General features: G+C 44.7%; 19 protein-coding genes. 6 read left to right on the top strand and 13 right to left on the bottom strand.

Features of this window, described 5'->3' with window-relative positions; genetic code table 11:
• The first annotated feature begins 88 nt into the window (after positions 1–88).
• Positions 89–307: a hypothetical protein gene (locus QZW82_RS26510; protein ID WP_293155350.1), complete on the top strand. Its 219-nt coding sequence runs from the start codon at positions 89–91 to the stop codon at positions 305–307.
• 224 nt (positions 308–531) lie between these two features.
• Here QZW82_RS26510 and QZW82_RS26505 read toward each other — a convergent pair whose 3' ends face one another.
• Positions 532–774, bottom strand: coding sequence for a DUF433 domain-containing protein (locus QZW82_RS26505; protein ID WP_293155347.1), 243 nt, complete (start codon positions 772–774; stop codon positions 532–534).
• Positions 775–1236: 462 nt separating this feature from the next.
• The gene (locus tag QZW82_RS26500) at positions 1237–4185 is read right to left on the bottom strand and encodes an AAA family ATPase (RefSeq protein WP_293155344.1); all 2949 of its coding nucleotides are present in this window, start codon (positions 4183–4185) and stop codon (positions 1237–1239) included.
• A 604-nt stretch (positions 4186–4789) separates the two neighbouring features.
• On the opposite strand from QZW82_RS26500, the gene QZW82_RS26495 reads away from it, so the two are divergent.
• The 3 genes from QZW82_RS26495 to QZW82_RS26485 all read left to right on the top strand — a co-directional run bounded on the left by QZW82_RS26495 (position 4790) and on the right by QZW82_RS26485 (position 9504).
• The gene (locus tag QZW82_RS26495; protein ID WP_293155341.1) at positions 4790–6205 is read left to right on the top strand and encodes an MBOAT family O-acyltransferase; all 1416 of its coding nucleotides are present in this window, start codon (positions 4790–4792) and stop codon (positions 6203–6205) included.
• Between the two features lie 181 nt (positions 6206–6386).
• Entirely contained in the window at positions 6387–7361 is a 975-nt protein-coding gene (locus QZW82_RS26490) for a DUF459 domain-containing protein (protein ID WP_293155339.1), read from the top strand.
• 370 nt (positions 7362–7731) lie between these two features.
• Entirely contained in the window at positions 7732–9504 is a 1773-nt protein-coding gene (locus tag QZW82_RS26485) for a hypothetical protein (protein WP_293155336.1), read from the top strand.
• 329 nt (positions 9505–9833) lie between these two features.
• Here the strand turns inward: QZW82_RS26485 and gloA are convergent, their stop codons facing one another.
• The 4 genes from gloA to QZW82_RS26465 form a co-directional block, all read right to left on the bottom strand.
• Positions 9834–10262: a lactoylglutathione lyase gene (gene gloA / locus QZW82_RS26480; RefSeq protein ID WP_293155334.1), complete on the bottom strand. Its 429-nt coding sequence runs from the start codon at positions 10260–10262 to the stop codon at positions 9834–9836.
• A 254-nt stretch (positions 10263–10516) separates the two neighbouring features.
• Positions 10517–10780, bottom strand: coding sequence for a hypothetical protein (locus QZW82_RS26475; RefSeq protein ID WP_293155331.1), 264 nt, complete (start codon positions 10778–10780; stop codon positions 10517–10519).
• Positions 10781–10799: 19 nt separating this feature from the next.
• Entirely contained in the window at positions 10800–13049 is a 2250-nt protein-coding gene (locus QZW82_RS26470) for a heavy metal translocating P-type ATPase (protein ID WP_293155328.1), read from the bottom strand.
• 290 nt (positions 13050–13339) lie between these two features.
• Complete coding sequence (locus tag QZW82_RS26465; protein WP_293155325.1) at positions 13340–13534, bottom strand: heavy-metal-associated domain-containing protein; 195 nt, start codon at positions 13532–13534, stop codon at positions 13340–13342.
• Positions 13535–13777: 243 nt separating this feature from the next.
• On the opposite strand from QZW82_RS26465, the gene QZW82_RS26460 reads away from it, so the two are divergent.
• Both QZW82_RS26460 and QZW82_RS26455 read left to right on the top strand, forming a co-directional pair.
• Positions 13778–14497, top strand: a complete 720-nt coding sequence (locus tag QZW82_RS26460) for a DUF305 domain-containing protein (RefSeq protein ID WP_293155322.1) — start codon at positions 13778–13780, stop codon at positions 14495–14497.
• A gap of 183 nt (positions 14498–14680) precedes the next feature.
• Positions 14681–15265, top strand: coding sequence for an HAD family hydrolase (locus tag QZW82_RS26455; RefSeq protein ID WP_293155319.1), 585 nt, complete (start codon positions 14681–14683; stop codon positions 15263–15265).
• Positions 15266–15551: 286 nt separating this feature from the next.
• Here QZW82_RS26455 and QZW82_RS26450 read toward each other — a convergent pair whose 3' ends face one another.
• The 7 genes from QZW82_RS26450 to ftsH2 form a co-directional block, all read right to left on the bottom strand.
• A complete protein-coding gene (locus QZW82_RS26450; RefSeq protein WP_293155316.1) occupies positions 15552–16769 on the bottom strand; it encodes an ATP-binding protein in 1218 nt (405 codons plus the stop codon).
• 9 nt (positions 16770–16778) lie between these two features.
• Positions 16779–20483: a PAS domain S-box protein gene (locus QZW82_RS26445; RefSeq protein WP_293155313.1), complete on the bottom strand. Its 3705-nt coding sequence runs from the start codon at positions 20481–20483 to the stop codon at positions 16779–16781.
• A 452-nt stretch (positions 20484–20935) separates the two neighbouring features.
• Positions 20936–22225 (bottom strand): aminopeptidase P N-terminal domain-containing protein, encoded by a 1290-nt coding sequence (locus tag QZW82_RS26440; protein ID WP_293155310.1) that lies wholly within the window; start codon positions 22223–22225, stop codon positions 20936–20938.
• Positions 22226–22527: 302 nt separating this feature from the next.
• Entirely contained in the window at positions 22528–22926 is a 399-nt protein-coding gene (locus QZW82_RS26435; protein ID WP_293155307.1) for a hypothetical protein, read from the bottom strand.
• A 34-nt stretch (positions 22927–22960) separates the two neighbouring features.
• Positions 22961–23164 carry a hypothetical protein gene (locus QZW82_RS26430; RefSeq protein ID WP_293155304.1) on the bottom strand — a complete coding sequence of 68 codons (204 nt, stop codon included), beginning with the start codon at positions 23162–23164 and terminating at the stop codon, positions 22961–22963.
• A 331-nt stretch (positions 23165–23495) separates the two neighbouring features.
• A complete protein-coding gene (locus tag QZW82_RS26425; protein ID WP_293155301.1) occupies positions 23496–23699 on the bottom strand; it encodes a hypothetical protein in 204 nt (67 codons plus the stop codon).
• Between the two features lie 54 nt (positions 23700–23753).
• Positions 23754–25640 carry an ATP-dependent zinc metalloprotease FtsH2 gene (ftsH2, locus tag QZW82_RS26420; protein WP_293155298.1) on the bottom strand — a complete coding sequence of 629 codons (1887 nt, stop codon included), beginning with the start codon at positions 25638–25640 and terminating at the stop codon, positions 23754–23756.
• Between the last annotated feature and the right edge of the window lie 206 nt (positions 25641–25846).

The following is a 25846-nucleotide window of genomic DNA, read 5'->3' as shown; positions in this document are numbered from 1 at the left end:
CCATGTCTTAAAGCAGGATTTATAGAACTATTAAATATCATGAATAAATTTCGTGGATATACAACATTAGACTCTGGATAAAGTTGGTATGCCATTGTTTTACTTTGTCCAGAGTGATGAAAGAGCGTTAATTGGCACTCAAGCATATTTTTTGGGCGAACAGTCCAAGCCAATTCACGATCGCAATTGGAGCAATCAATCTTTTGAACAACTGGCAAAATCGGTGACTGGAACAGAAATCGATTACACTGTTCGCGTTCCCGCCTACAGCATGGATGCTTACACCAGTCGCACGATGGGCAATTAGTAATATTAAGCAGCAGGCTTGACTATTTTGAATAACGGGAGCATCTCTGTTTTGATTTTATAGTGCTGTCCCCGCTCGCGATCTATCCAACACTCGCGAGCGGGGACGCTCGCACTGTAAAGAAATTGTTTTTTTGCAAAAGTGAGATGCTCTCTGAATAACAGGCTTTCTGGCCTGTTCCACAAGCAGATTAATTTTTGTGGAACAGGCCAGAAAGCCTGTTTTTAATTTTTGAATAACGCTATTTTGAGAGGAATTTCTACTTCTTCAACTCGCCACGCTGCATAGGCAAGCGCTTCATATATATCTGCTTCTTCCAGGTAGGGATAAGCCTGCAAAATGCCTGACGGTGAGTGTGCCGATGCCATCAGTCCGACTATTGTTCCAACAGTGACTCGCAAGCCGCGAATGCAGGGTTTTCCTCCCATTACTTCTGGATTCAGAGTGATTCTACTTAGTTGTTTCATAATTTTAAATTACCAGGCTTTCTGGGAAACAAGAAGATTAATTTTGGGTGAAACAGGCTATAAAGTTATTGGTGTCAACTTAACCCAGAAAACTTTTGTATCTTTCGTTTATAGACTAGGCCAGATCCCCCTAAATCCCCCTTAGGTCGGGGGACTTTGAGAAGACTTTTAAAAAGGGGAGTAGGGGTTGACGCAAGAGAAGATTCTTGTCCCTTAAGCCTGAAAGCTGTTGTATCTCTCGTTTATAGACTAGGCTAGATCCCCCTAAATCCCCCTTAGGTCGGGGGACTTTGAGAAGACTTTTAAAAAGGGGAGTAGAGGTTGACGCAAGAGAAGACTCTTGTCCCCCCCTTGTTAAGGGGGGTTAGGGGGGATCTGGCCTTTAATCGCCAAACAGCAGCCTCTGAGTACCTTTGAATTTAAGTTGACACCAATGGCCAGAAAGCCTGTTCCTAAATGCAACTACAAACTGTTACCTACCAGCGCGGGGAGAGGGTCTTTTTTGCGAAACTGCAAATGGTTATTTACGCAGTCGATCGCAATTGTGTCACCTTCAACAAACGCATTTTCCAGAATTTTGTTAGCTAGCGGGTTTTCCAACTCCCGCTGGATGGCGCGTTTCAGGGGACGAGCACCGTAAACTGGGTCGTAACCGACATCTGTGATATGGTTTTTCGCAGCATCGGACAGTTCCAAAGTGATTTTCTGTTCCGCCAACAACCGCTCGATCCGCTTGACTTGAATGGTGACGATTTGCCGCAGTTCCGTCTTGCTCAACGTGTGGAACAAAATGATCTCGTCCACCCGATTGAGAAATTCTGGCCGGAAGTGCGATCGCAAAGCAGTCATCACCCGTTTCAACATTTGCTCGTACTCTTCGTCTGTCTCCCGTTCTTGAGTCAAGGATTTTTCATTTTCAGACTTGTTTTCAGACTTACTTTCAATCTTAATTTCCGTCTTACCTTCACTGTCAATATCAACTCGCTGGGCAGACACCTCGACAGTACCATCATCAGCAACTTTATAATCAGTCTTGGGAATTGATACCTCCTTCGGTTCCTGCTTCCTAGCAGCAGGTTTTTTGGTAGTTTTCCCCTTCTTAGCAAACACTTCTAAAATGTGGTCGCTACCGATATTGCTAGTCATTACAATGACGGTATTTCTAAAGTCAACCACTCGACCTTGAGAATCGGTAATTCTGCCGTCATCCAACACTTGCAGCAAAATGTTAAATACATCCGGGTGCGCTTTTTCCACTTCGTCAAACAGCACTACCGAATAAGGATGTCTCCGCACTGCTTCGGAAAGTTGTCCGCCTTCGTCATAGCCGACGTATCCGGGGGGAGCTCCGACTAACCGGGAGACGCTGTGCTTCTCCATATATTCCGACATATCGATGCGGACGATCGCATCGTCGCTATCAAACAAAAACTCGGCCAACGCCCGCGCTAACTCAGTTTTTCCGACGCCTGTGGGGCCCATGAACAAGAAAGAGCCGATCGGTCTACCGGGATCTTTCATCCCCGCCCGCGCCCGCCGAATCGCCGCAGCAACCGCCGTTACAGCCTCTTCTTGACCGATAACTTTCTTGTGCAAATGGCTTTCCAATTGCAGCAATTTTTGGCGCTCCGATTCTAACAACCGATTGACCGGAATTCCCGTCCATTTCGCCACAATTTCTGCAATATCGCCCTCAGTAACTTTTTCCCGCAGCAGCGAAGAACCTTGAGCTTGCTGTTTCAAAAGTTCGGCTTCCTTGGCTTCGCGATCGCGCACCGCAGTCTCCAATTTACCGTACTTCAACTGCGCCGCTTTATTCAAATCGTAAGCTCTTTCTGCCTGTTCGATTTGAACTCGCAGTTGGTCTTCTTCGGCTTTCAATTTATTGATTGCATCCAACAACTGCTTTTCGCCCAACCACTGCGAAGATAGTTTTTCTTGCTTGGCTTTTAAAATGTCAATCTCAGCTTTGATGCGTTCGATGCGGGGGCTGATGGTGGCGGTGGGAGAACCTTTTCCCTCACCTTCGATCGACAATTTTTCCATTTCCAACTGCATCACCCGGCGGTCGATCCCTTCCAATTCCACGGGTTTGGAGGTAATCTCCATTTTCAAATGGGCGGCTGCTTCGTCTACAAGGTCGATCGCCTTGTCCGGCAAAAAGCGATCGGAAATATAGCGAAAAGACAGAGTAGCAGCAGCAACCAGCGCCGAATCGGTAATTTTCACCCCGTGGTGGCGTTCGTAACGGTCTTTCAATCCGCGCAAAATTGAAACAGTATCTTCCACAGTCGGTTCCCCGACAAATACTTGTTGAAAGCGGCGTTCCAGTGCCGGATCTTTTTCAATATTTTTGCGGAATTCATCGAGAGTTGTAGCGCCGATACAGCGCAATTCACCTCGGGCTAACATTGGTTTCAACAAATTTCCCGCATCCATTCCCGAACCGGAACTACCGCCGCCGCCAGTGCCAACAACCGTGTGCAATTCATCAATAAATAGGACAATTTGCCCGTCGGAATCGATAACTTCTCGCAATACCGATCGCAACCGTTCTTCAAATTCGCCCCGGAATTTTGCCCCAGCAATTAAACTGCCCATATCGAGGCTGAATAGTTGGCGATTTTTCAAAGATTCCGGTACATCGCCGTTGACAATGCGCTGGGCCAAACCTTCGGCGATCGCAGTTTTTCCGACTCCGGGATCGCCAATTAACACCGGATTGTTTTTTTGACGGCGGGAAAGAACTTGCACGACGCGGCGAATTTCCTCGTCGCGGCCGATTACTGGGTCGAGTTTGCCTGCTTTTGCAGCTTCTGTCAAATCGCGCCCGTATTTGCTGAGGGCGTCGGAGTTGGCGTCAGAATTTTGGTTTTGACTTTGGCTTTGGTTTTGGCTTTGTTTTTGATCTTTGACTTTGGTAGTAGCGCGAATTGATTTGATTGCTTCTTCGAGTTTCGCGCGATCGATCGTACCGGGCGCCGGTTTGCGATCGTATCCGGGGCGGCCCGGCGGCCCGTCGCCCCTAGTCAGCAATCGCCTACCAACTCGTTCATCTTCTAGCAAGCCTATTAATAAATGTTCAACGGCGATAAAATTATCTTGCCAAGCCTGTCTGGCAGACTCAGCAGCATCTAACATCACTTCTAAGCCGCGGCCGAGGTATAGTTGGTCAGCGTTGGCAACTCTCGGCTGTCGTTTGGCAAAAGCATCTAACTGCTGCGCCAAGCGGGCGACATCGACTCCAGCCTTGCTGAGAATGCTGTTTGCTAGGGCTTGCTGTTCTAGAATGGCGATCGCTAAATGTTCAACCTCTAGCTGCTGATTGGCAAAGCGGCGGGCTACATCCTGGGATTTGACTATGGCTTCCCAGGCTTCATCTGTAAATTTGCTAGGGTCTGTTGGCTGCACGTTCGTTCCTCGCAATCAAGGGGATTCCTGTTGTTATCCGTTCATACATGGTCTCACAACTATCTTAATCTTGAAACACGATTGTGAATCTATGAGTGCGGTTAACGAGCGCGGAAGTTGCAACACAATTGACTGCTTGTACAAGCTTACAGCCCGCAATCCACCGCAAAAATTTGTGTAGTACGACCGGATCGGGCGATCGAACTTATGAAAATATACAGGTTATCCATTACCTATAATACTGTACGGACACAGCGCTGCCACCTCATAATTATGTCTTCGTTCGTAGTGAGGACTTTAGTCCGCATCAATTTTTGCGGACTAAAGTCCTCACTACCAACCTTTTTATTGAATTGATAAAAATTAGACTTTATTGACATTTATGTTATTTCCTACTTACCAATTTTTAGTATTTTTCCTAATTATTTTTAGCGCCATCCTCTCCTTAAAGCCCAAGGTTGACTTGTATAAAATTGTCTTGCTAATTTCCAGATTATGTCTTCGTTCGTAGTGAGGACTTTAGTCCGCAGAAATTGATGCGGACTAAAGTCCTCACTACAAACCTCTTTATTGATGTACTAAAATTTTTACTTTATTGACATCTATGCTATTTCCTACTTACCAATTTTTAGTATTTTTCCTAATTATTTTTAGCGCCATCCTCTCCTTAAAGCCCAAGGTTGACTTGTATAAAATTGTCTTGCTAATTTCCAGTTTATTATTTTATTCTTTTTGGAGCTTAGACTTTCTCGGACTCCTGATGTTAAGTACAGTCTACAATTATATCATTCTCCGAGCAGTCGATCGCAGCAAACAGCCAAAACTTGCCTTTATCTTCGGCATAGTTGTCAACATTGTCAATCTCGGCATTTTCAAATATTGCAACTTCTTTGTAACCTCATTATTTGAGATACTAAACCAGCTCAAAATTCCCGCCAATTTTCAAATATTACAAATAATCGCCCCCGTTGGCATATCATTCTACACATTTAGAATAATTTCTCATTTAATCGACTGCTACCAACAAAAAATTCCCTGTCCTAAATTTATAGACTACGCCACCTACATTACCTACTTTCCCCAAATTGCCTCCGGCCCAATCTCCCGCCCTCACGAATTTTATACGCAGCTAAATTCACCAAATAAATATGACTATAAAATCGAAGAAGTTATCGTTTTGATTTTGTCGGGACTCTTTAAAAAATATACTTTGGCGAGCTTTTTGTTTAATTTCACTCAACTACCCTTCAAAGTCCCCCAGCAGTACAGCAGCATAGATTTAATCCTGGCGGCAATTTCCTATTCTTGTTTGATTTACGTAGATTTCAGCGGCTACTCAGATTTAGCTAACGGTATCTCTTGCTTGCTGGGTTTCAAACCGATCGCCAATTTCAATATGCCATACCGATCGCTCAGCTTGCAAGAATTTTGGAAAAGGTGGCACATCAGTCTTTCCGAGTGGTTGAGGGATTACCTTTACTTTCCCTTAGGTGGCAATAAATACGGCAAATTGCGGAAGTACGTAAATTTACTGATAACAATGGCGATCGGCGGATTTTGGCACGGCGCAGGATTAAACTTTATTTTCTGGGGAGCCATTCACGGTTTAGGACTGATTGTCAACCATCTATGTAAAGATATTCCCCAAGCTATCCATCTCAAATTAGACTATGCCTTTCCAAGATTTGCCAAATTTTGCAGTTGGTTGTTAACCTTTACCTTTGTTACCTGTAGCTGGGTATTTTTCGGCACACCCAACTGGGAAACTGCAATGAGGTTTTTTCAAGGAATCTTTCGTTTTTCCGCTGCAACTGTTCAATTCAACTTTTGGCAATTGTATCTAGTAATTGCAGTCATTGGCGCAATCAACCTCTGGGGCGACATCATTTCCCAAGTATTGCAAACACTATTGTCATTAAAAAACCTATTCTTTCGGGTTGTCTTAGTTTCCCTGCTCGTGTATGCTATCTTAATGTTAGGCCCAAGTACGGTTCCGCCTTTTATTTACTTTAACTTCTAACAAACAAGTATAGCCTTTCGAGTTCTCACTCATGGGAATAGGGAATAGGGAATAGGGAATAGGGCATACCTGGCTTTTTTGAGAACTGCTATATATAAAGCACAAAAAAGACTTTTTTTATCTTATTACGTTCTTTCTCCTTCCTTTATGATGACAAATAACAAATAACAAATAACTTCTTATGAAAGACCGAGAAATTTTGTTAATAGTTACCTCTGTAATTCTCACCTTAATATTTTCCAACTTATCCTTATTTCTGAAAAGCTTTTCTTCAACTCCTTTAGCCAGTACCGAAATCAAACAAGCAGCGCGACAGATCGAAATAGACGGTTTCAGGAAATCCGAACAAGATTTTTGGAGCAAAATCAAAGATATTAACTTCGATAGCATTTCCAAGAACCCCGACAAAACTCCGGTCAAAACCGCAACAAAATCGGCAGTCATCCTCCCAAAGCCTGCCAAGAAACCCACTCCATCCAAACCAAAACTAACCGTAGCTTATCGCAAATTTTTATTTATTGGAGATTCCGTAATGTTCGATTTAGGAACTCAACTCCAGTACACTCTTAAAGAAAAATACAATATCTCAAATACCAAAATCGACTACAAAGTATCGAGCGGATTAAATCGGATAGATTATTATGACTGGTACGCTAGAACCAGTCAAATCATCCAGGATTACGGGCCAGACGTAGTAATAATTTTGTTCGGAGGCAATGACACTCAAGATATCACCGATAACCAAGGAAAATATCGGGCTATTTTAACCCCAGAATGGCAAAAAGCTTATCAAGCAAGAGTAGATAAATATGCCAAATTACTTGGCTCTTCCACAGTAAAAAAAGTGTATTGGGTTGGTCAATCGATATCTAACAAATCTTCGTATCTCAAAGCTTTTCCCATCATGAACGACATCTATAAAAATGCCAGCAAGTCTTCATCAAAAATAGAATTTATTTCTACTTGGGATGCTTTTGCTGAAGCAGGGAATTTTGTCCCCGTAGTTGCTGACAAATCCGGCAAGCGAGGTTATGTAAAAATTAATGATGGCGTGCACTTTACATCCCACGGAGCTCAAATTATCAGCGACTTAATTGTTGACAAAATGGCGAAGGACAAAATTTTAAAACTCCCGAAAAAGAAACCAGCATCCTAGGTTGATTCGAGTCAAAAAAAATAGCCTGCAAATTAGACATTTTATCGGATTTGTGTAAAATTATATACCTAGTCGCCGACAGATATTTGCGTTGCTCAACTCGGTTGCTATAGAAAATATCGGTTTTATAGCGATCCTAAATCATTTGTGTAATTCTTGTAGGGGCTCTTACCCCTCGTGAAGAACCGGATAGATAGGGGGTAGGCACGGGGGCGCTACCCCTACAAATTTATCTGAATCATTTAGGATTGCTATATTAACTAACCATACCGTTCGGGACTAATATTGACAAAAAGCAGCAGTAGATGTAGAGTTGCATTCAGCATCGGACAACGACGTTAAGATCTAGCAATTGTCATGGCGACAAATTATGACAAGCAATCTCTGGAAACTCGATCGCACTAGCATCCCTGAGTCAATGGAGTGCAGCGACACAGCGCTCATCTTCAGTCTCACCAAATATACTCAACCTTGGGAAAGAATAAACACCGTTGAAGGCATCTTGCAACAATGCGGAATCGCTCCTTTTGCTGAAGTTCTGGACGTACCCAAAAGCGGAATATTAGGGCAAGATATACCAGAATCCGCTAGAAAACCGCATCCAAATTTGCTGTTTCGGGCTTTGGCAATTCAAGCATTGGGCAAGGTGCGAGAGGGTATTATATCAAGTGAGGAACCTGTATCAAGTGATTTTAGCGAAAATAAGCTAGCGGTGTTGGAACAGGAAGCGCTAGGGGGATCGACTCCTTTAATTCGGTGGTGTGCTGCTGTTAGCATTCAGTCAATTTTGTTGGATGAATGGCAAGCGCAAGGCAAGGAATCTGCTGGCCATGTCACAATTAATGCAGCAGAAATTGAGCAGCGGGTTGTAGAAGAGCAAATTAAACTGTTAGCCAGCAATAAATTTGCTTTGAACGACAACAGCAGAATGGACAGCGGTAAGGAATACGAGAATTGTCTCGATTTTTGGGTATACGGCCCTAGCTGGCTGCTGCTGGGTGTGTTAATGGATTGCGAGGAATATCTGTTTTGGGTCGATCGCGTATTTCCTGCGATCGCAATTACGGATAATGGCTACAAATTTCATGCCGAAAAGGATGCAGCCATCACAAACTTTTTGGATGTGGCGAAAAATAATTTTAAGGAATGGGAATTCTCCCAAATAGTTGCCAAAGTTTTTGAGTTCCTGCACCACCCAGAGGCGGCGATCAAAAATCGAGCGGCAATTATTTTAGAACCTTACCAAGATCGGCTAGACCGAAAATCGGCGCAAATTATGACAGCGCTGCTATATAAATTTCATGTAGAACATCAGTCTTTAGAATCTCTGACCATTCCCGAAATTGAGGAGTGCAAAGCCTCACTATATCTAGGTAAAAAGGAAATTGACGGCGTGTATTCTGATGCTGTGTCGCTGTGCGGCGATGATGTCGCAATGGCAAATTTCTTGTCAGAGAAACAGAGGGAATACCAAAATACTGTAGACGAGCATATTAACAATTTGAGCAAGTTAGTTAAGTCGATTCTAGATTGTCAGAGCTTGTTAGATGCGAATAGGGAACTTTTGTATTTGACAGTAGAGCGGCTGCAAGAATGGGATCAGACCCTTGGCAATAAACTGGCTGGGCACCGCAACAAACTCCAAAACGTGAGTGTTGACAAAAGCACATCCGAGCAGTGCATAAACCTCGACAACGATTTGAATTTAATCAGAGATTCTTTGCAGTCTACTTTGTATGAAGTCACATCAAAAATTAACAGCAAAATTAGAGATTTAGAACTTTCGGCGTCCAAAAATAACAAGACTGCAACACAGATGTTTAAGTGGACGTGGCTATTGTTAGGAGTGTGGTTTTCAATAGGGCTAGTTTTGTATTTATCCGATGCAGTGATTAACTCGATATTGACCGTCAACTACTACCAAAGTGAATTTCTAGTCTATTGGACTATGTTCTTTATTGTGATGGTGGTATTTTTGTTAGTATTAGCTATATTCTTTGCGACGCTCGCTGCCTTAGACAAGCGCCGAGAATCTAAATTAATTCCTAAATTTGATAGTTTAAGCCAAATAGGGAACAGTTTTTCTATTTTGTGGCAAAAGAGTTACTTGCAGCAATTTGTACCGTCAGTGCGATCGAATTAAAAGTGTGGAAAACCCCTTAGCATTCTGTCAGTAGCAGAGCAGTTTTATTGTCGTCAGACAAAAGAGGTACGTAGTTGCGCTTCAGCGCTCTTGGGTACGTAGTTGCGCTTCAGCGCTCCGAGGTACGTAGTTGCGCTTCAGCGCTCCGAGGTACGTAGTTGCGCTTCAGCGCTCTTCCCTAATAGGATATGATAAAGAGCACTATTTGTGCAACGACAAATTATGTACGTAGTTGCGCTGTCTTCGCTCTTCCCTAATCTTATAAAGAGCGCTGAAGCGCAACAACATACCTTTGCCGGGACGTTGCTCTTAGCATCGTCCTACTACGACTAAGATGCTGCTTCCGCAGTTAGTTTCTGACTGCTGCTACCTTGATTTTTCAGTTGAATTAATTCAACTTTATATCCATCTGGATCTTGGACAAAAGCAATGACTGTTGAACCGTGCTTCATCGGGCCCGGTTCGCGAATAACTTTGCCGCCGCGGGCTTTAATTGCTTCGCAAGTACCGTAAATGTCGTCAACGCCGATCGCAATATGACCGTAAGCATCACCCAAATTGTACTCTGCGACGCCCCAATTGTAGGTTAATTCCAAAACTGTAGTGTCGGATTCGTCGCCGTAGCCCACAAAAGCCAGAGTAAATTTACCGTCTGGATAGTCCTTTTGTCGCAGCAATCTCATCCCCAGAACCTCAGTGTAAAATGTGAGGGACTCTTCCAGGTTTCCGACTCGGAGCATCGTGTGTAGTAGTTGCATTTAGCTCACTCCAAATTTTTTAAGCTTTTTTAATTTTACCGAGATCTTGGTGGAAAAAACCGCGACGGGAAAATTTACTTGATTTTAGGCTCGATACGCTTGGGTTAAAACTGTTTATGCCCCGGAGATCCCCCTAAATCCCCCTTAAGAAGGGGGACTTTGACAATTCTCTTATTCCCCCCGGAGATCCCCTAAATCCTCCTTAAGAAGGGGGACTTTGACAATTCTCTTGTCCCCCCCTTTTTTAAGGGGGGCTAGGGGGGATCTGCCTTAACTGAAGCAGATTGCGTTTTAGCTTGATTTTTACTCAACAAAAACCACCACAATTCTAAACCAATTAAGCTCAATCCGCCTGCTGTTATGCCAATTTTTAAACTTAGCGGTTGTTCTATTTTCAGAAATTTAGCAGTTGATTTTGCCGGATGATTTGATATTTGATTGGCTCGAACTCCCGATGCAAGTCCGAGCACAATTCCTAAACCTGCGAGACTTCCTAAAACTTGACGCTGGCTAAACATTTATCAAATTCCTCCTAAATTATGCAATAACTTTGACTTTAAAATTCCGCAACCGCAAAGCATTAGTCACTACCGAAAGCGAACTAAAAGCCATTGCTGCACCAGCGATAATCGGATTGAGCAACCAGCCAAAAATCGGGTATAAAATGCCCGCTGCGATCGGGATGCCTGCGATGTTGTAAATAAAGGCAAAAAACAGATTTTCGCGGATGTTCCGCATGGTGGCGCGGGAAAGTTGAATTGCTGTAACTATGCCTTGCAAATCGCCGGAAATTAAGGTAATGTCGCTGGCTGCGATCGCCACATCAGTGCCGGTACCGATCGCAATTCCCACATCCGAAGCGGCCAAAGCAGGAGCATCGTTAATCCCGTCTCCCACCATCGCCACAATTTTGCCTTCTCCTTGCAGCGCTTGGATTTGAGCAGCTTTTTGGTGGGGTCTAACTTCGGCAAAAATCCGAGTAATTCCTACCGATTGGGCGATCGACTCCGCAGTCGCGCGGTTATCCCCAGTCAGCATCGCCACCTCTAAACCGAGTTTTTGCAGCGCTTTTACCGCCCGCGCCGACGACGGTTTCAGAGCATCGGCAATGGCCATAATTGCCTCAATTTTGCCCTCTACAGCCATCCAAACCACCGTTTTGCTCGCAGCTTCAAAAGCTCGCGCGCGCAGCTCCAGATATTCAGTATCGCAGCCTAGTTCCTGCATCCACCTGAAGCTTCCCAGGGCGATCGACTTTCCCCCCGAAACCCCTCGCACGCCGCTCCCCGCCACAGCCTCAAAATCCTGAATATCTGTCAGCTTCACCTCTTGAGATTGAGCGTATCTAACCACAGCTTCCCCTACAGGATGCTCCGAATTTCGCTCTACAGACGCCGCCAATTGCAGCAACTTTAACTCATTGCTCTGGGCGGTTCCTTTAATTGTCACAAAATCAGTAACAGTCGGCTTCCCTTCCGTAAGCGTTCCAGTTTTATCTAACACGATAATTTGAATTTTGTGAGCCAATTCTAAACTATCGGCTCCTTTAATTAAAATCCCATTTTCTGCACCTTTACCCGTGCCAACCATCACAGCAGTGGGAGTCGCCAAACCCAAAGCGCAGGGACAGGCAATAATCAACACTTCCACCATTGTCACCGTCGCCAAAGTGAAGTTACCCATCGCGTTAAACCAAATAATAAAAGTAGCTAAAGCGATGGCAATTACTACAGGAACAAACCAACCAGTTACTTGGTCTGCTAACTTTTGAATCGGTGCTTTTGAAGCTTGGGCATCCTGCACCATCTTAACAATTTGAGCTAAAAATGTATCTTTGCCAACTCTGGTAGCGCGAAACCGAAAGCTGCCTGTTTTGTTAATTGTCGCTCCAATAACTTCATCGCCAAGTTGCTTTTTGACAGGCAAACTTTCCCCCGTAACCATTGCTTCATCTACCGTCGAAGCACCTTCAATTACCTCTCCATCTACGGGGATTTGCTCGCCCGGACGCACCTGCACAATGTCGCCAATTGCCACTTCGGCGATGGGTACTTCTAACTCTTCCCCCTTGCGAATAATTCGAGCAGTTTTTGCTTGCAAACCCATGAGTTTGCGAATTGCTTCCGAAGTCTCTCCCTTCGCTCTATTTTCGAGGTTTTTCCCCAACAAAATTAACGCGATCACGCTGGCCGCAACTTCGTAATAAACGCTAGGAGTCAAACCTTGGGCGGTAAATAAACCGGGCAAAAATGTCACAAATACCGAATAAAAGTAAGCAGCACTTGTCCCCAAAGCAATCAGGGTATCCATTGTGGCGACGCGCCGTTTTAACGATTTCCAAGCCCCCACATAAAACGATTTACCGCACCAAAACTGTACTGGTGATGTCAGCACTAATTGCAGCCAAAAATTGTGCAGCCATGCGGGAATGAATGGCAGGTGCCAGCCTGTCATGGTTGGAATGCCACCCAAAACCAGTATAATGCTGATGCTGCCTGCGATCCAGAGTTTTCGCTGCAAGTTTTGAGATGCGGATTTGCGATCGGCTTTTTCTGCATCATCCTCTGCCATTTCTTGCAGCGGTAAAGCTTCGTATCCCGCCGCATCAACAGCTTCTTGAATAATTGTTAAGTTGGTTTCCTTCGAGTCATATTGGATGGTTGCTTGTTCCATCCCAAAATTGACGCTGCACCCAATTACGCCGGGGACAGATTTAATTGCTTGTTCGATAGAGGAAGCACAAGCAGCACAACTCATGCCCCGCAATTTAAGTGTGAGATTGTCCATAAATGCCCTCCTAAATTAGACAATTACTTCCCGGCTTCAAATGGCCAGAAAAAAAAAGGATACAAGCCCCGGAATTCTGTCGTGGACAGTCAAAAGAATTTGACTATTGTCCAATCTCCTAGATTCATCTGTGGAGTAATATTATGTCCTGTAAATTACCATAATAAAAACGGTTTGTAGTGAGGACTTCAGTCCTCATAATTCAGAGGACTGAAGTCCTCACTACAAACAAATCTTATCATGGTCGTTCTCTGCGGACATGATATAAATCTAAAATCTAAAATCTAAAATCAACTTGCTGGATAGCCAGCAGATGCGATCGCTTTTCTAACATCACTTTCCGGCTTAGCCGTTTGAATCGCGACCATTTTTGTCTTGAGATCCGCCTCAACAGCAGCGGCTGAGTCAATAGCTTGGACTGCTTTTGTGATTGTATTCACACAAGCCGAACAAGCCATTTTGGGGACTTTTAGCTCTAAAGTCATAATTGCAACCTCAGCAGAAACTACTCTGCTTCATAGATGAATTAACTCCATTATAAAGTCTCCAGCTAGCAGGAGAGTCAAGGGTAAATCCCAAATTAATTATTAAGTTTTACTGAAACTCATGCTTTATCTAATTGATGGCACGGCAAGATTTTTTTACAACTTAGACTCAAGAATTTCATGCTAATTTCATTTATATGTGAGAGACTGAATAAACGTGGCAGTTTTAAGGATATAAAATCTATGAAACCAATTTCATTAAAAACAGGCTTGGCAGTGCTAATCTTGACCGCCACAGCCACCGCAACCAGCGGAATTCTAGCAGCTTGTTCAAAATCTCCTACCAGCCCAACTCAAGCCCCAAATGTTACCGCAACAACCCAAGCGAACAACAAGCAAGACGCGGCACAAAGTGGCGGCATGGGTGGTATGAATCATGGCATGAATCACAATATGTCAATGGATTTAGGCCCGGCTGATGCCGACTACGATTTGCGATTTATTGATGGCATGACAGTACACCATCAAGGTGCTGTAAACATGGCGAAAGAGGTGCTCAACAAGTCGAAGCGCCCGGAAATGAAAAAACTAGCTAATAACATTATTGCCGCTCAAAACCGCGAAATCAATCAAATGAAAGAGTGGCGAAAAACTTGGTATGCCAAAGCCGACAGTACGCCAATGGCTTATCACGCTCAAATGAATCATATGATGCCAATGACTCCCGAACAAATGCAAGCCATGATGATGAGCATGGATTTAGGAGCGGCTGATGCTGAATTTGACCTCCGATTTCTGAATGCGATGATTCCCCATCACGAAGGAGCTTTAGTGATGGCCCAAGATGCGTTGCAGAAGTCGAAACGGCCGGAAATGAAGAAATTATCTCAAGAGATTCTGACTTCGCAAAAGCAAGAGATTGAAGAAATGAAACAGTGGCGCCAAGCTTGGTACAAAAAGTAGTGATGGGGCGGATAAATTAATTGCAATATCTGTAGATACTGTCTTGATTTTTCAGGGTAGCTAGAGTATAATTGGAGTCGCACGGGTTTGGGGTTTTAAAAATCCAAAAAGCCTTCATCCCCAATTATTTGAGCGCTACTCCTTGACAGTTCCAGACAGTATCTACAATCCGATCGCAATTCTATGAAACGAGCAGTATTTCTCGACCGCGATGGCGTTCTCAATATCGAAGCTGGCTACATTCACAAACTAGAAGATTTGCATTTAATTCCCGGCATAGCTGAAGCTGTACGTCGTTTAAATGACCGACAAATATTTTGCTGTTTGGTTTCCAATCAATCGGGGCCGGCGAGGGGTTATTATCCTGTGGCCCACGTTGAAGCTTTGCACAAACGCCTGTGTTTGTTATTAGAAACCGCAGCGGGAGCCCGGTTAGATGCTCTTTATTATTGTCCTTATTTGAGCGCAGCGGAAGGCGGAACAAATCCAGAATTTACCCGGTATACGACTTGGCGAAAACCGAATACGGGGATGTTGGTAGCGGCGGCTTGGGAACACGATTTGGATTTGGCGAATAGTTTTATGGTGGGGGATAAAGCGACGGATGTTGATATGGCTCACAATGCCGGTTGTACGGGTATTTTGGTGCAGACTGGTTACGGGGAAAGCGTGTTGAGTGGGGAGTATCAGCACCATACTAAACCTGATTTTATTGCTGCAAATTTAGCTGCGGGGGTTGAGTGGATTTTGCAACATTTTGATGATTAATATGATGATTAATATCATCTCCGGTGGATTACGATTGACAGTTGACAGTAGACAGTTGACAGTAGAAAGCTAAGCGTCAGGTGCGTCAGCGGGGATGGAATGAGCAACCCGCAGCCAAAACCTTCAGCCCTCTAACGCACTCTATAATTTGTATGAATTCAATCTAAGATTCATGAAATATAGCGGTTATCGAAAAAGTGAGGTATGCCCTATGCCCTATGCCCTATGCCCTATGTCCTATGCCCTATGCCTTATTTACCTCATCTTTTTGAGAAAGGCTATAAGTCTAGGGCATTTTGCAGGAAAGAGCTACGTAAGGAAGGGCGACTGTAAAGGTAGTACCAACCCCGATTTTGCTTTCGCAGGCGATCGCACCTCCTTGCAAATCCACAGCTTTTTTAACAATCGTCAATCCCAAACCGTTACCTTTAATCTTTCCACTATTCTTGCAACGGTAAAACATTTCAAATATTTTCCCTACTTCGGTTTCTGGGATGCCCATACCTTCGTCTCGGATGCGAATAATTAGTAAAGGAGAGTTAATATTTTTAAATGGGGAATTGGCAAACAAAGACTGAGTAGACAAGCAGAAAATAGCTTCTTTGTCTCCCTCGCCTGGTTGACGGCATTCCAATTCTAAGGTTATTTGCCCGCCGTCGGGAGAATATTTTATGGCGTTGACGATTAAGTTAGAAATAATGCCGTGCAGCAATTGTTGATCTAACATCGCGCTGGTAACGGCAGACGGGCTGAATCTTAGTTTGTGTTTGGCTTCATTTCCTAGCTGCAATTGATCCAGCAAATCTTGACAAAATTCGAGTAAATTTATCGGTAATGGATTGCATTTGAGTCTCCCTGCTTCTGCTCGGCCCATGAACAGCATATCCTCGATTAGCTGGTTCATCTTTTGGGTAGCTGAGTGCACTAGGCGCAGGGTTTTGACTTGAGATTCGTCACTGCTGCGAGTGCGATCGAGCTCTAGGAGCTCGGCAGAGATTAAAATCGTGTTCAGCGGGTTGCGCAATTCGTGGGCAGCCATTGATATATACTGGTTTTGGCGGTGCGCTTTTTCTTCCACCGACTCTCTGGCTGCTTCCGAAGCTTTGAGAGCTGCTCGCATTTTGGTTTCGATTTCGTGCCTGTGGAGGGCAATCTCGATCGCCACCCGCAAATCATTTTGTTGAAATGGTTTGATAATGTAACCGAATGGGTCTGTAATTTTCGCTCTCTGCATCGTTTTATCGTCGGCATAAGCTGTTAAAAATACTGTCGGTATATCTATCTTATTTCTGATTTTTTCGGCGGCTGTCACGCCGTCCATCTCACCTTTAAGCACGATATCCATCAGCACTAAATCTGGCGGACTTTCGTCTACTTTTTCTAGAGCTTCTTCTCCTGAAGCAACAATAGCTGTTACTGCATAACCCAGCTTTTTTAATCTGCCTGCTATGTCCTGGGCGACAATTATTTCGTCTTCTACTACCAAAATTTTTATAGGATTCATCTTTTTTTATTAAATGCGACGCCGATAATTTAACTCAAGGAAAGTAATATGGTAACAAGTTCCGCACTCAGTGTCAATAACCAGATTTCCTTCTAATTGCTGAGTTAACATCCGCACTAATCGCAATCCTAATGTTTCGCTACTTTCCACATCAAAGTCCGCCGGAAATCCGCTGCCGTTGTCTTGAATACTTAAATGAAATTCAGGAAATTTACTTCCATTAAAATTAATAGTAATTTCTCCCGATGAACTTTGATTGAAAGCATACTTTAAGGAGTTTGAAACCAGTTCATTGATAATTAAACCGCAAGGAATTGCTGTTTCTATATTTAAATGTATGGGATCGACATTGAGATTGAATTTGATAGAATTTTTACCACAACCAAAAGATTGATACAAATTAGCAATCAAGTTTTCAACGTAAGGGGGGAGGTGGATTCGATCGATATTTTCCGATTGATAAAGTTGCTCGTGAATCAGAGCCATTGAATGGATGCGGGTTTGGCTTTCTTCAAATAAAGCAAGCGTCGGTTCGTCTTCAATGTATTGAGCTTGAAGTTGCAGCAGGCTGGAAACTACCTGCATATTATTTTTGACTCGGTGGTGAATTTCTTTGAGCAATACTTCTTTTTCGCGGAGTGCCGCTTGGATGCGGGCCTCGGTCAATTTGCGATCGCTAATATCTTCGCAAATACCCGCCAGCCGATAAATTTTGCCCGCTTCGTCATAAATGGGAAAAGCTCGATCGCACACCCAGCGAATTGTGCCGTCTGGCAACAAAATCCGATATTCGATACTGGTGGACTCGCCCTGCAACACTCGCGGAATTCCCTCTTGTAGCAAATGTATATCCTCTGGATGCACCCACTCCATCCATTTTATCGGCTCGGCATACAATTCTTCGCGGCTGCGCCCCCAGATTTGCTCGTAAGCTGGGCTCAGATACAATAAATCGGTAAAGTCAGCAGCAACTAGCCAGAAGGAATCTTGGATATTTTCGGCAAGCTGGCGGAAGCGTTCTTCACTTTCACGGATCGCTTTTTCTGCCTGTTTGCGATCGCTAATATCTTCTGCAATCCCAACAATGCGGTAAATTTCACCACCTTGATTTCTAATCGGAAAAGCCCGATCGCGAATCCAGCGAATTTCGCCGTCCGGCCTGACAATGCGATATTCAATCTCGTCTTCAGCTAGAACTTGTTTAGTGAATGTAGCAATCACCCGAGCGCGATCTTCTGGATGCAGTGACTCTGCAAAAAAGCGCCCGGAAGCATACAAATCAGCACTGCTTCTCCCCCAAATTTTTTCGTAACCCGGACTGACATAAATAAATTCTTGGGGCTGAACGCCTACCATCCAAAACACGCTTTCAATATTTTCTGCTAGCTGTCGGAACCTTTCTTCGCTTTCCTTCAGTGCTGCTTCAGCTTGTTTGCGATCGCTAATATCTTCTATGACTGCTACATTATAAATTGCTCCGCTCAACGGTTCTTGCACGAGCGAAACAGTGATATTTACCCAAATTAAAGAAGCGTCTCGACGCACCAAGCGTTTTTCCATGTTGAAACAGTCAATTTCCCTGGCAAACAATCTGTGATTTTTTGCTAAGTCTGGATCTAGATCTTCACAGTAACTGACATCCATCCAAGTTCCGCACAGCAACTCTTCCGCAGTATATCCCAAAATATTACAGAACTTTTGGTTGACTCGCAAATAGCGGCCATTTTTATCGCAGTGAGTAATGCCGACTGCTGCTTGTTCGACGGTTGCGCGAAAACGTTCTTCACTATCTCTAAGGGCAGCTTCTGCTTTTTTGCGATCGCTAATATCGCGCTGCACGCCAAAATACCCGACAATTCTGCCCTGGGAATCGTCAATGCAAATATAATCGCCTTCGACCCACATTAGCTCACCATCAAACTTGCGATTGTCAGTTTCGATGTGAATTCTGCCAGCATCAAAAAATTGCCTGATAATTTCTCTGTCACCAGCCAAGTTGTGGAACAAGAAAGAGTTAAGCGTCACGCCAATAAACTCTTCCCTAGTAGCTCCGTATTGAGCGATCAAAGCATCATTTGCCTTCGTTACCCGCCCGTTAGAAAATACGTAATCCAAAACTTTTTCTTTGTCAGAGGTATCGCGCCAGTACACGGGTTCGTCCAGCATCACAAAGAAAAAACCATCTAAAGATTGCGAAAAAAACAATTCTAGCTGTTGCTGGCTTTCCCGCAAAAATTCTTCGGTACGCCAGCGATTGATAATTTCTTCCCGCAAGTGTTGGTTAGCTATTCTTAAATCTTCAGTACGCTTGTGATATTTTATTTCTAGCTCATTTTTCAGGCGTTGCAGCACGAATTCTGACTGTTTGTTTTCTGTAATATCTTGAGTAACTACCATGCCTGCAAAAATTTCTGCCTGGTCGTTTTTGACTGGAGAAACTGTTGTTGAATAAAATCGATCGCGATATTTATATTCAAAATTATTCTCTTCTCCTGCTAAAGCTGCGCGATATTTGGTCTCAAAAAATTCCAAATCTTCTGGCGGCGATATTTCCGACAAGGTTTTGCCTTCCACCAGTTCTTTGGACAAACCAACTACTGCCAAACCTTGACCGTCAACCAAAATATAGCGCAGATCGGGATCGAACAAAAATACCGATCCATTCGGATAATGCTTGATGAGAGTTCGGTACATTTCCTGGCTTTTTTCAAGAGATGCGATTAACTCAATTCGATCTAGGGCGACTCGCTTGTGTTCAGTAATATCTATAACAATACCGAGAGTTTGTTTCGGCGAACCGTCAGAGTTTCTCAAGAAAACAATATCTCTGCCCATAAACCAGCGCCATTCACCCCGAGCATTTCTCAGCCTGTACTCGCACTCAAATATTTCGCCGTCCTTAAGTGTTGATATTTTTGCTTGGATTTCCGGGATTTTCAGCAAATCATCGGGGTGCATAATTGTGGCAAAAAGTGCGTCTCCTAACTGTTGAACTTGTTCGGAGGAATAGCCGAGAATTTGGTTAACTTGGTTGTTGGTATAAATATTTCGATTTTCAGTAATATCGTAAATGTAAGCAAGACCTGGAAGTGCTTCGGTTATACTGTGAATAAACTTTTGATTTTCTCGGAGAGCGGCTTCTGCCTCAATTCGCTCGGTGATATCTTGGGCAACTCCGACTATTTGTTTTGGCCTGCCGTCAGGAGTGCGAGAAAAAATTGCGTGCCGATCGTGAAACCACCGCAATTCGCCGCTAGGTTGGACAATTCGGTACTCTGTTTCCAGAATTTCTCCATCTTTAGCTAGGGCTATTTCTGTTTCGACGTGAACTATAAGTTTCTCTATATCTTCAGCATAAACTAGCAAAGAAAAGGCATCGTTTCCCATTTCCTGAACTTGTGCCGCCGTGCGACCATAAAACTCGCCGATGTAGCGATTTCCATAGAGATTGCGGTTTTCTATGAGGTCGTAAATGTATAAAACACCGGGGGTAGTATCAGCTACCCTTTGCATAAATTCTTGATTTTGTCGCAAAGAATCTTCTGTTTGAGTTAACTCAACGATATCTCTTTTCAGTTGTGCTTCTAATTTGCGCCGCAATTCTATTTCTTCCTGCAAATTTTCTTCGAGTTGCCGAATTTTTGCTTTTTGCTCTGCTACTAGCGCTTCGCAGGTTGTGAGGGCGCGATCGATCTCTGTGGGCTCACTACACATAGTAAGTTATTAATTGGCAGTTGCGGACTAGAGTTGTGTCTAGCCTAACATTAGAAGGCTCCAGTCTTGACTGCAAACTAGCACGATTTCACACAAAATTTACAAATATATTAAGTTTTACCCAGAAAAGGCTATTTTATTTAAAAAATATCATGTCCGGTCGATTACCACAAGCAAAACGGTTCGTAGTGCGGACTTGAGTCCGCAGCTTAAGAGCGGACTCAAGTCCCCACTACAAACTGTTTGTAAAATTGACTGCCGCCAGACAAAAGATTTATTAACTTCTGCCTTGTTACCAGAAATAATTGGTTGAAAGCCTCTGGGTTTGGCGTAGAAATTAAAAGAAGACGATTCATTACTCCCATCCTCGGACTTCCAGGTAGAGGTTGCCCTCAAGCGGTCAACTGTCAACTGTCAACTGTCAACTGTCAACTGTTGAAACATAGCTGCCTTCATTTAGGAGCTCCGGCGGTCAAAACTTCATGACTGTCAATTGTCACCAAAACATCATCTTCAATTCTCACACCTATACCGCGCCATTTTTCAGGAACCTCCGGCTGTCCTTCAACGGGTTTAATATAAGGAGAAATATAAATCCCCGGTTCGACCGTCAGAACTTGTCCTGCTTGCAAAAGTTGCGGATTTTCGCCGTACTGATAAACACCGACATCGTGCACGTCCAATCCCAGCCAGTGACCAGTGCGGTGCATATAAAACGGCTTGTATTTCTCTTCTTTAATTATCTCTTCAATGTCGCCGACCAAAAGTTTTAAATCCATTAAACCTTCCACCAAAACGCGCACTGCGGTTTCGTGAATTTTGCTGTAAGGATTTCCGGGATATACTTGACTAATTGCCTGGGTTTGTGCTTGCAAAACTAAGTCGTAAATAGTCTGTTGTTCGGTGGTGAATTTGCCGCTGACGGGAAAGGTGCGAGTAATGTCGGCATTGTAGTAGCCGCAAGCACAACCGGCATCTATTAACAGCAAATCGTTTTCCTGCATTTGGCGGTTGTTTTCGATGTAGTGGAGGACGCAGGAATTGTAACCGGATGCAACAATTGAAGGGTAGGCGGGAGTGGCGCCGTTCCTGCCGAAAATATGTTCGATTTCTGCTTGAATTTCGTATTCGTACCTGCCTGGTTTGGCAAATTCTCGGGCGCGGTTGTGGGCGGTAACGGAGATATTAGCGGCTTTTCGCATTAAGGCTAATTCTGTTTCGCTTTTTACCAGCCGCATCGGGTGTAATATGATGTTGGAATCTTCGATCGCAGTGGGGCCTGTACCGCGTTTCGGGTAGGTTGCCATCAAGCTTTGCCAGTGCTTGAGGACTGTTTGGTCGAAATTGCGATCGCGCCCGAAGTGATAATATATGCGATCGGCTTTTTCTAAATATTTGGGTAGTTTTTCGGCAAGTTCGGCGATGGGAAACGCTTCATCGGCGCCGTACAACTCCTTAGCGCCTTCAACTCCAGCGCGATAACCGTGCCAAGTTTCTTTTTCCAAGTCTTTTGGCTGAACAAACAAAACAAATTTGTGTTCTTCGTGGTGCGGGGCCAAAACTGCTACCGCCGCAGCTTCGTTGAAACCGGTTAAATAGAAAAAATCGCTATCTTGTCGGTAGGCGTATTCAACATCGTTGTGCATGACGGCTGCGGGCGCGCTGCGAAATATTGCTGTCCCGCTGCCAATTTTTGCCATTAACTGTTCGCGTCTTTGCCGGTATTCGCTGGGGTTGGTCATTCGATTTTAGATTTTAGATTTGGGATCTTGGATTGCGGCCTAAGTATCGAGAGGGAGCAAAGCGTGCAAGCATTTATAGTGCTGTCCCCGCTCGCGAGCGGGGACAGCACTACAACAACAAATGCTTTTTGCAAAACTGAGTCTTCTATCTCGATCGACATTTTATATCGTGTCCGGTCGGTTGACCGCGATAATATCCGTTCGTTCGTAGTGCGGACTTCAGTCCGCAGCATATTGCGGACTGAAGTCCGCACTACGAACAGTTTTTTTGTTATAGTAATCGACCGGACATGATATTAGACTTATTCGATCGCCAATTTACAACTATAGTCAACCATCCGTGACAAAGATGAGTTGCGATCGACTAAAGTCCACCTGGGATCGAACTTTGACCAATTTTCACCATCTTGGCTAACTCGGACAGTTCTAAACTGTCGCAGCCGACAATCAACTTCCATCTGCGCCTGCATTTTTTCGTTACTAAACTGCTGAGTTCCTAAAACAGTTCTCACAGCATAAGAGGGAGCACCGGGAAAATTTGATTTACTTAATTTTACGCTGCTGGGGTCAATGCAAATATCTACAAAACATCTTAATTTTTCGGCGCGGGCGCTCAAAGTATTGAGGGGAATAAAAATTAAAGTCGCTATTAAAACTATTGACAAGTTCTTAGTTGTATGCTTGTAAAATCTAGTTTTCATCTGCGTTAATTTGCGTTCATCTTTGGTTATTCTATCAAAAATTAACTCGGCGGTTGAAACCGCTTCTACACAGACAAAACCCGACGGGAGCGGGTTGAATTTCTTCAATTAACTCGGCGGTTGAAACCGCTTCTACACAGACAAAACCCGCCTGCGCGGGTTGAATTTCTTCAATTAACTCGGTTGAAACCGCTTCTACACAGACAAAACCCGACGGGAGCGGGTTGAATTTCTTCAATTAACTCGGCGGTTGAAACCGCTTCTACACAGACAAAACCCGACGGGAGCGGGTTGAATTTCTTCAATTAACTCGGCGGTTGAAACCGCTTCTACACAGACAAAACCCGACGGGAGCGGGTTGAATTTCTTCAATTAACTCGGCGGTTGAAACCGCTTCTACACAGACAAAACCCGACGGGAGCGGGTTGAATTTCTTCAATTAACTCGGCGGTTGAAACCGCTTCTACACAGACAAAACCCGACGGGAGCGGGTTGAATTTCTTCAATTAACTCGGCGGTTGAAACCGCTTCTACACAGACAAAACCCGACGGGAGCGGGTTGAATTTCTTCAATTAACTCGGCGGTTGAAACCGCTTCTACACAGACAAAACCCGACGGGAGCGGGTTGAATTTCTTCAATTAACTCGGCGGTTGAAACCGCTTCTACACAGACAAAACCCGCCTGCGCGGGTTGAATTTCTTCAATTAACTCGGCGGTTGAAACCGCTTCTACACAGACAAAACCCGCCGGGAGCGGGTTGAATTTCTTCAATTAACTCGGCGGACTTTGTTTGTTTGGCGTGCGAATTCTATTCGCCCTGAGTTTTTAAAGCTGAGGAACGTATTGTTCTTTTTCAGGAACAAAAGTGTATTCAGAGACGATTAGGCGCAACTCTTCGCCGTCGATAGTTTCTTTTTCGATTAACAAATCGACTAGCCGATCGACTACGGTACGATTGTCGCGAATAATTCGGCGGGCTTCGTCGTAACAACGATCGACAATTTCCCGCACTTGTCCGTCAATCCGAGAGGCAATTTCTTCGGAATATTCCGATCGCGCCGTGTAGTCCCGGCCGAGGAAAATCTCGCTTTGTTGAGCTTCTAGGGCGATCGGGCCCAAGGTAGACATCCCGTAGCGAGTAACCATTTGGCGGGCCATACCGCTGACTTGCTGCAAGTCGTTGCCGGCACCAGTGGTAACTTCAGCGTCGCCGAAAACTACTTCTTCGGCTGCGCGGCCGCCCAAAGCACCGCTAATCCGGGCTAGGATTTGGGATCTTGAAATCAAACCTTGGTCTTCGCTGGGCATGAACCAGGTTAAACCGCGGGCTTGTCCGCGAGGAACTAAGGTAACTTTTTGTACGGGATCGTGGGCTTGAATGACTGTACCGACGATCGCGTGGCCGATTTCGTGGTATGCAATCAAGCGTTTGCTCTTGCTGTCTACCAACGGTGTGCCTTCCATACCTGCGACGACGCGATCGACTGCATCGTCAATTTCCAGCATCGTAATCGCATCTTTGCGGCGTCTTGCTGTCAAAATAGCAGCTTCGTTGAGCAAGTTAGCCAAATCAGCACCGGTAAAGCCAGGAGTGCGGCGGGCGATCGCATCCAAAGAAATCTCCTCAGACAGCTTCTTGTTGCGCGCGTGAACTTCTAAAATTTCCAACCTGCCTTTGATATCCGGTGTATCAACGCTAACTTGGCGGTCAAAACGTCCCGGACGTAGCAACGCCGAGTCGAGCACGTCAGGGCGGTTCGTAGCAGCAATGATGATGATGCCAGTATTGCCCTCAAAACCGTCCATTTCGGTCAGCAACTGGTTCAGGGTTTGTTCCCGTTCATCGTTACCGCCACCGATACCGGCGCCGCGCTGGCGGCCCACTGCATCGATTTCATCGATAAAAATTATACAAGGAGCATTTTCTTTAGCTTTCTTGAACAAGTCGCGGACGCGGGATGCGCCAACACCGACAAACATTTCCACAAATTCCGAACCGGAGATGCTGAAGAAAGGGACGGCGGCTTCACCTGCGATCGCTTTTGCCAGCATGGTTTTGCCTGTTCCGGGAGGGCCTACTAGCAGTACGCCTTTGGGAATCTTGGCGCCGACTGCGGTGAAGCGTTCGGGTTTTTTGAGGAAAGTCACGACTTCGGCAAGTTCTTCTTTGGCTTCTTCTACGCCTGCTACGTCGTCGAACAGTACGCCTGTTTTAGCTTCCATTTGAAAGCGTGCTTTGGATTTGCCAAAATTCATGGCTTGGCCTGGGCCCCCCGGCACGTTGCCGCCGCGGCGGAACAGGAAGAACAGCCCTCCTACTAATAAGAGAGGAAATACTAGATTGCCTAACACTCCCCAGATGGCGCCGTCGTTGCGGAGGGGGTGAGTGTCGAAGCTAATTTTGGAGTCTCTGAGTCTAGAAACGAGTTCCGGAGCATTTGACGGCAAGTCTACCCGCCACCGCTGCTCGTGATTGTCCAGTTCGGGATCGACGGCTAGGATGATCGCAGTGCGGCCTCCGTCGTATAAATCAACACTGGTGACTCGATCGGCGTTTAAGTAATCTAAGAATCTACCGTAGCTCAGGCGCGTGCTGGCGGTGTTCTTGCTCATTTCTGCTGGGGACGCGGCGAAGGCTCCCTGCCACAGGAAAAAGCCGATGACTAGGGCGGGTAAAGTCCAAAGTAGTATAGTTTGCCAAGAAATTTTCATAAATGCGGGTGCCTTGAATTGGGGATAGATCGGGGAAGCTGGCGGTCTCGGATTAGTGTGACAAAAGTTTACACTCAGAATCTTAACTAAATTTAACTTAACAATGCACGATCGAGCAAGATGTCGGCGATCGTGGCGATCGAGAAAAAGTTAGGTTAGTTACGGTAACGGCGATCGTCCCGAATATAATGTTTGGTGCTGATTTC

Source organism: Microcoleus sp. bin48.metabat.b7b8b9.023 (assembly GCF_013299185.1).
Taxonomy (GTDB): Bacteria; Cyanobacteriota; Cyanobacteriia; order Cyanobacteriales; family Microcoleaceae; genus Microcoleus.
This window is presented reverse-complemented; position numbering and strand designations above follow the sequence as displayed.

Bases quoted from the DNA above. Each gene is read 5' to 3' on its own strand.
- QZW82_RS26510 (WP_293155350.1), top strand. From the start codon at position 89: ATGCCATTGTTTTACTTTGTCCAGAGTGATGAAAGAGCGTTAATTGGC.
- QZW82_RS26505 (WP_293155347.1), bottom strand. From the start codon at position 774: ATGAAACAACTAAGTAGAATCACTCTGAATCCAGAAGTAATGGGAGGA.
- QZW82_RS26495 (WP_293155341.1), top strand. From the start codon at position 4,790: ATGCTATTTCCTACTTACCAATTTTTAGTATTTTTCCTAATTATTTTT.
- QZW82_RS26490 (WP_293155339.1), top strand. From the start codon at position 6,387: ATGAAAGACCGAGAAATTTTGTTAATAGTTACCTCTGTAATTCTCACC.
- QZW82_RS26485 (WP_293155336.1), top strand. From the start codon at position 7,732: ATGACAAGCAATCTCTGGAAACTCGATCGCACTAGCATCCCTGAGTCA.
- gloA (WP_293155334.1), bottom strand. From the start codon at position 10,262: ATGCAACTACTACACACGATGCTCCGAGTCGGAAACCTGGAAGAGTCC.
- QZW82_RS26475 (WP_293155331.1), bottom strand. From the start codon at position 10,780: ATGTTTAGCCAGCGTCAAGTTTTAGGAAGTCTCGCAGGTTTAGGAATT.
- QZW82_RS26470 (WP_293155328.1), bottom strand. From the start codon at position 13,049: ATGGACAATCTCACACTTAAATTGCGGGGCATGAGTTGTGCTGCTTGT.
- QZW82_RS26465 (WP_293155325.1), bottom strand. From the start codon at position 13,534: ATGACTTTAGAGCTAAAAGTCCCCAAAATGGCTTGTTCGGCTTGTGTG.
- QZW82_RS26460 (WP_293155322.1), top strand. From the start codon at position 13,778: ATGAAACCAATTTCATTAAAAACAGGCTTGGCAGTGCTAATCTTGACC.
- QZW82_RS26455 (WP_293155319.1), top strand. From the start codon at position 14,681: ATGAAACGAGCAGTATTTCTCGACCGCGATGGCGTTCTCAATATCGAA.
- QZW82_RS26450 (WP_293155316.1), bottom strand. From the start codon at position 16,769: ATGAATCCTATAAAAATTTTGGTAGTAGAAGACGAAATAATTGTCGCC.
- QZW82_RS26445 (WP_293155313.1), bottom strand. From the start codon at position 20,483: ATGTGTAGTGAGCCCACAGAGATCGATCGCGCCCTCACAACCTGCGAA.
- QZW82_RS26440 (WP_293155310.1), bottom strand. From the start codon at position 22,225: ATGACCAACCCCAGCGAATACCGGCAAAGACGCGAACAGTTAATGGCA.
- QZW82_RS26435 (WP_293155307.1), bottom strand. From the start codon at position 22,926: ATGAAAACTAGATTTTACAAGCATACAACTAAGAACTTGTCAATAGTT.
- ftsH2 (WP_293155298.1), bottom strand. From the start codon at position 25,640: ATGAAAATTTCTTGGCAAACTATACTACTTTGGACTTTACCCGCCCTA.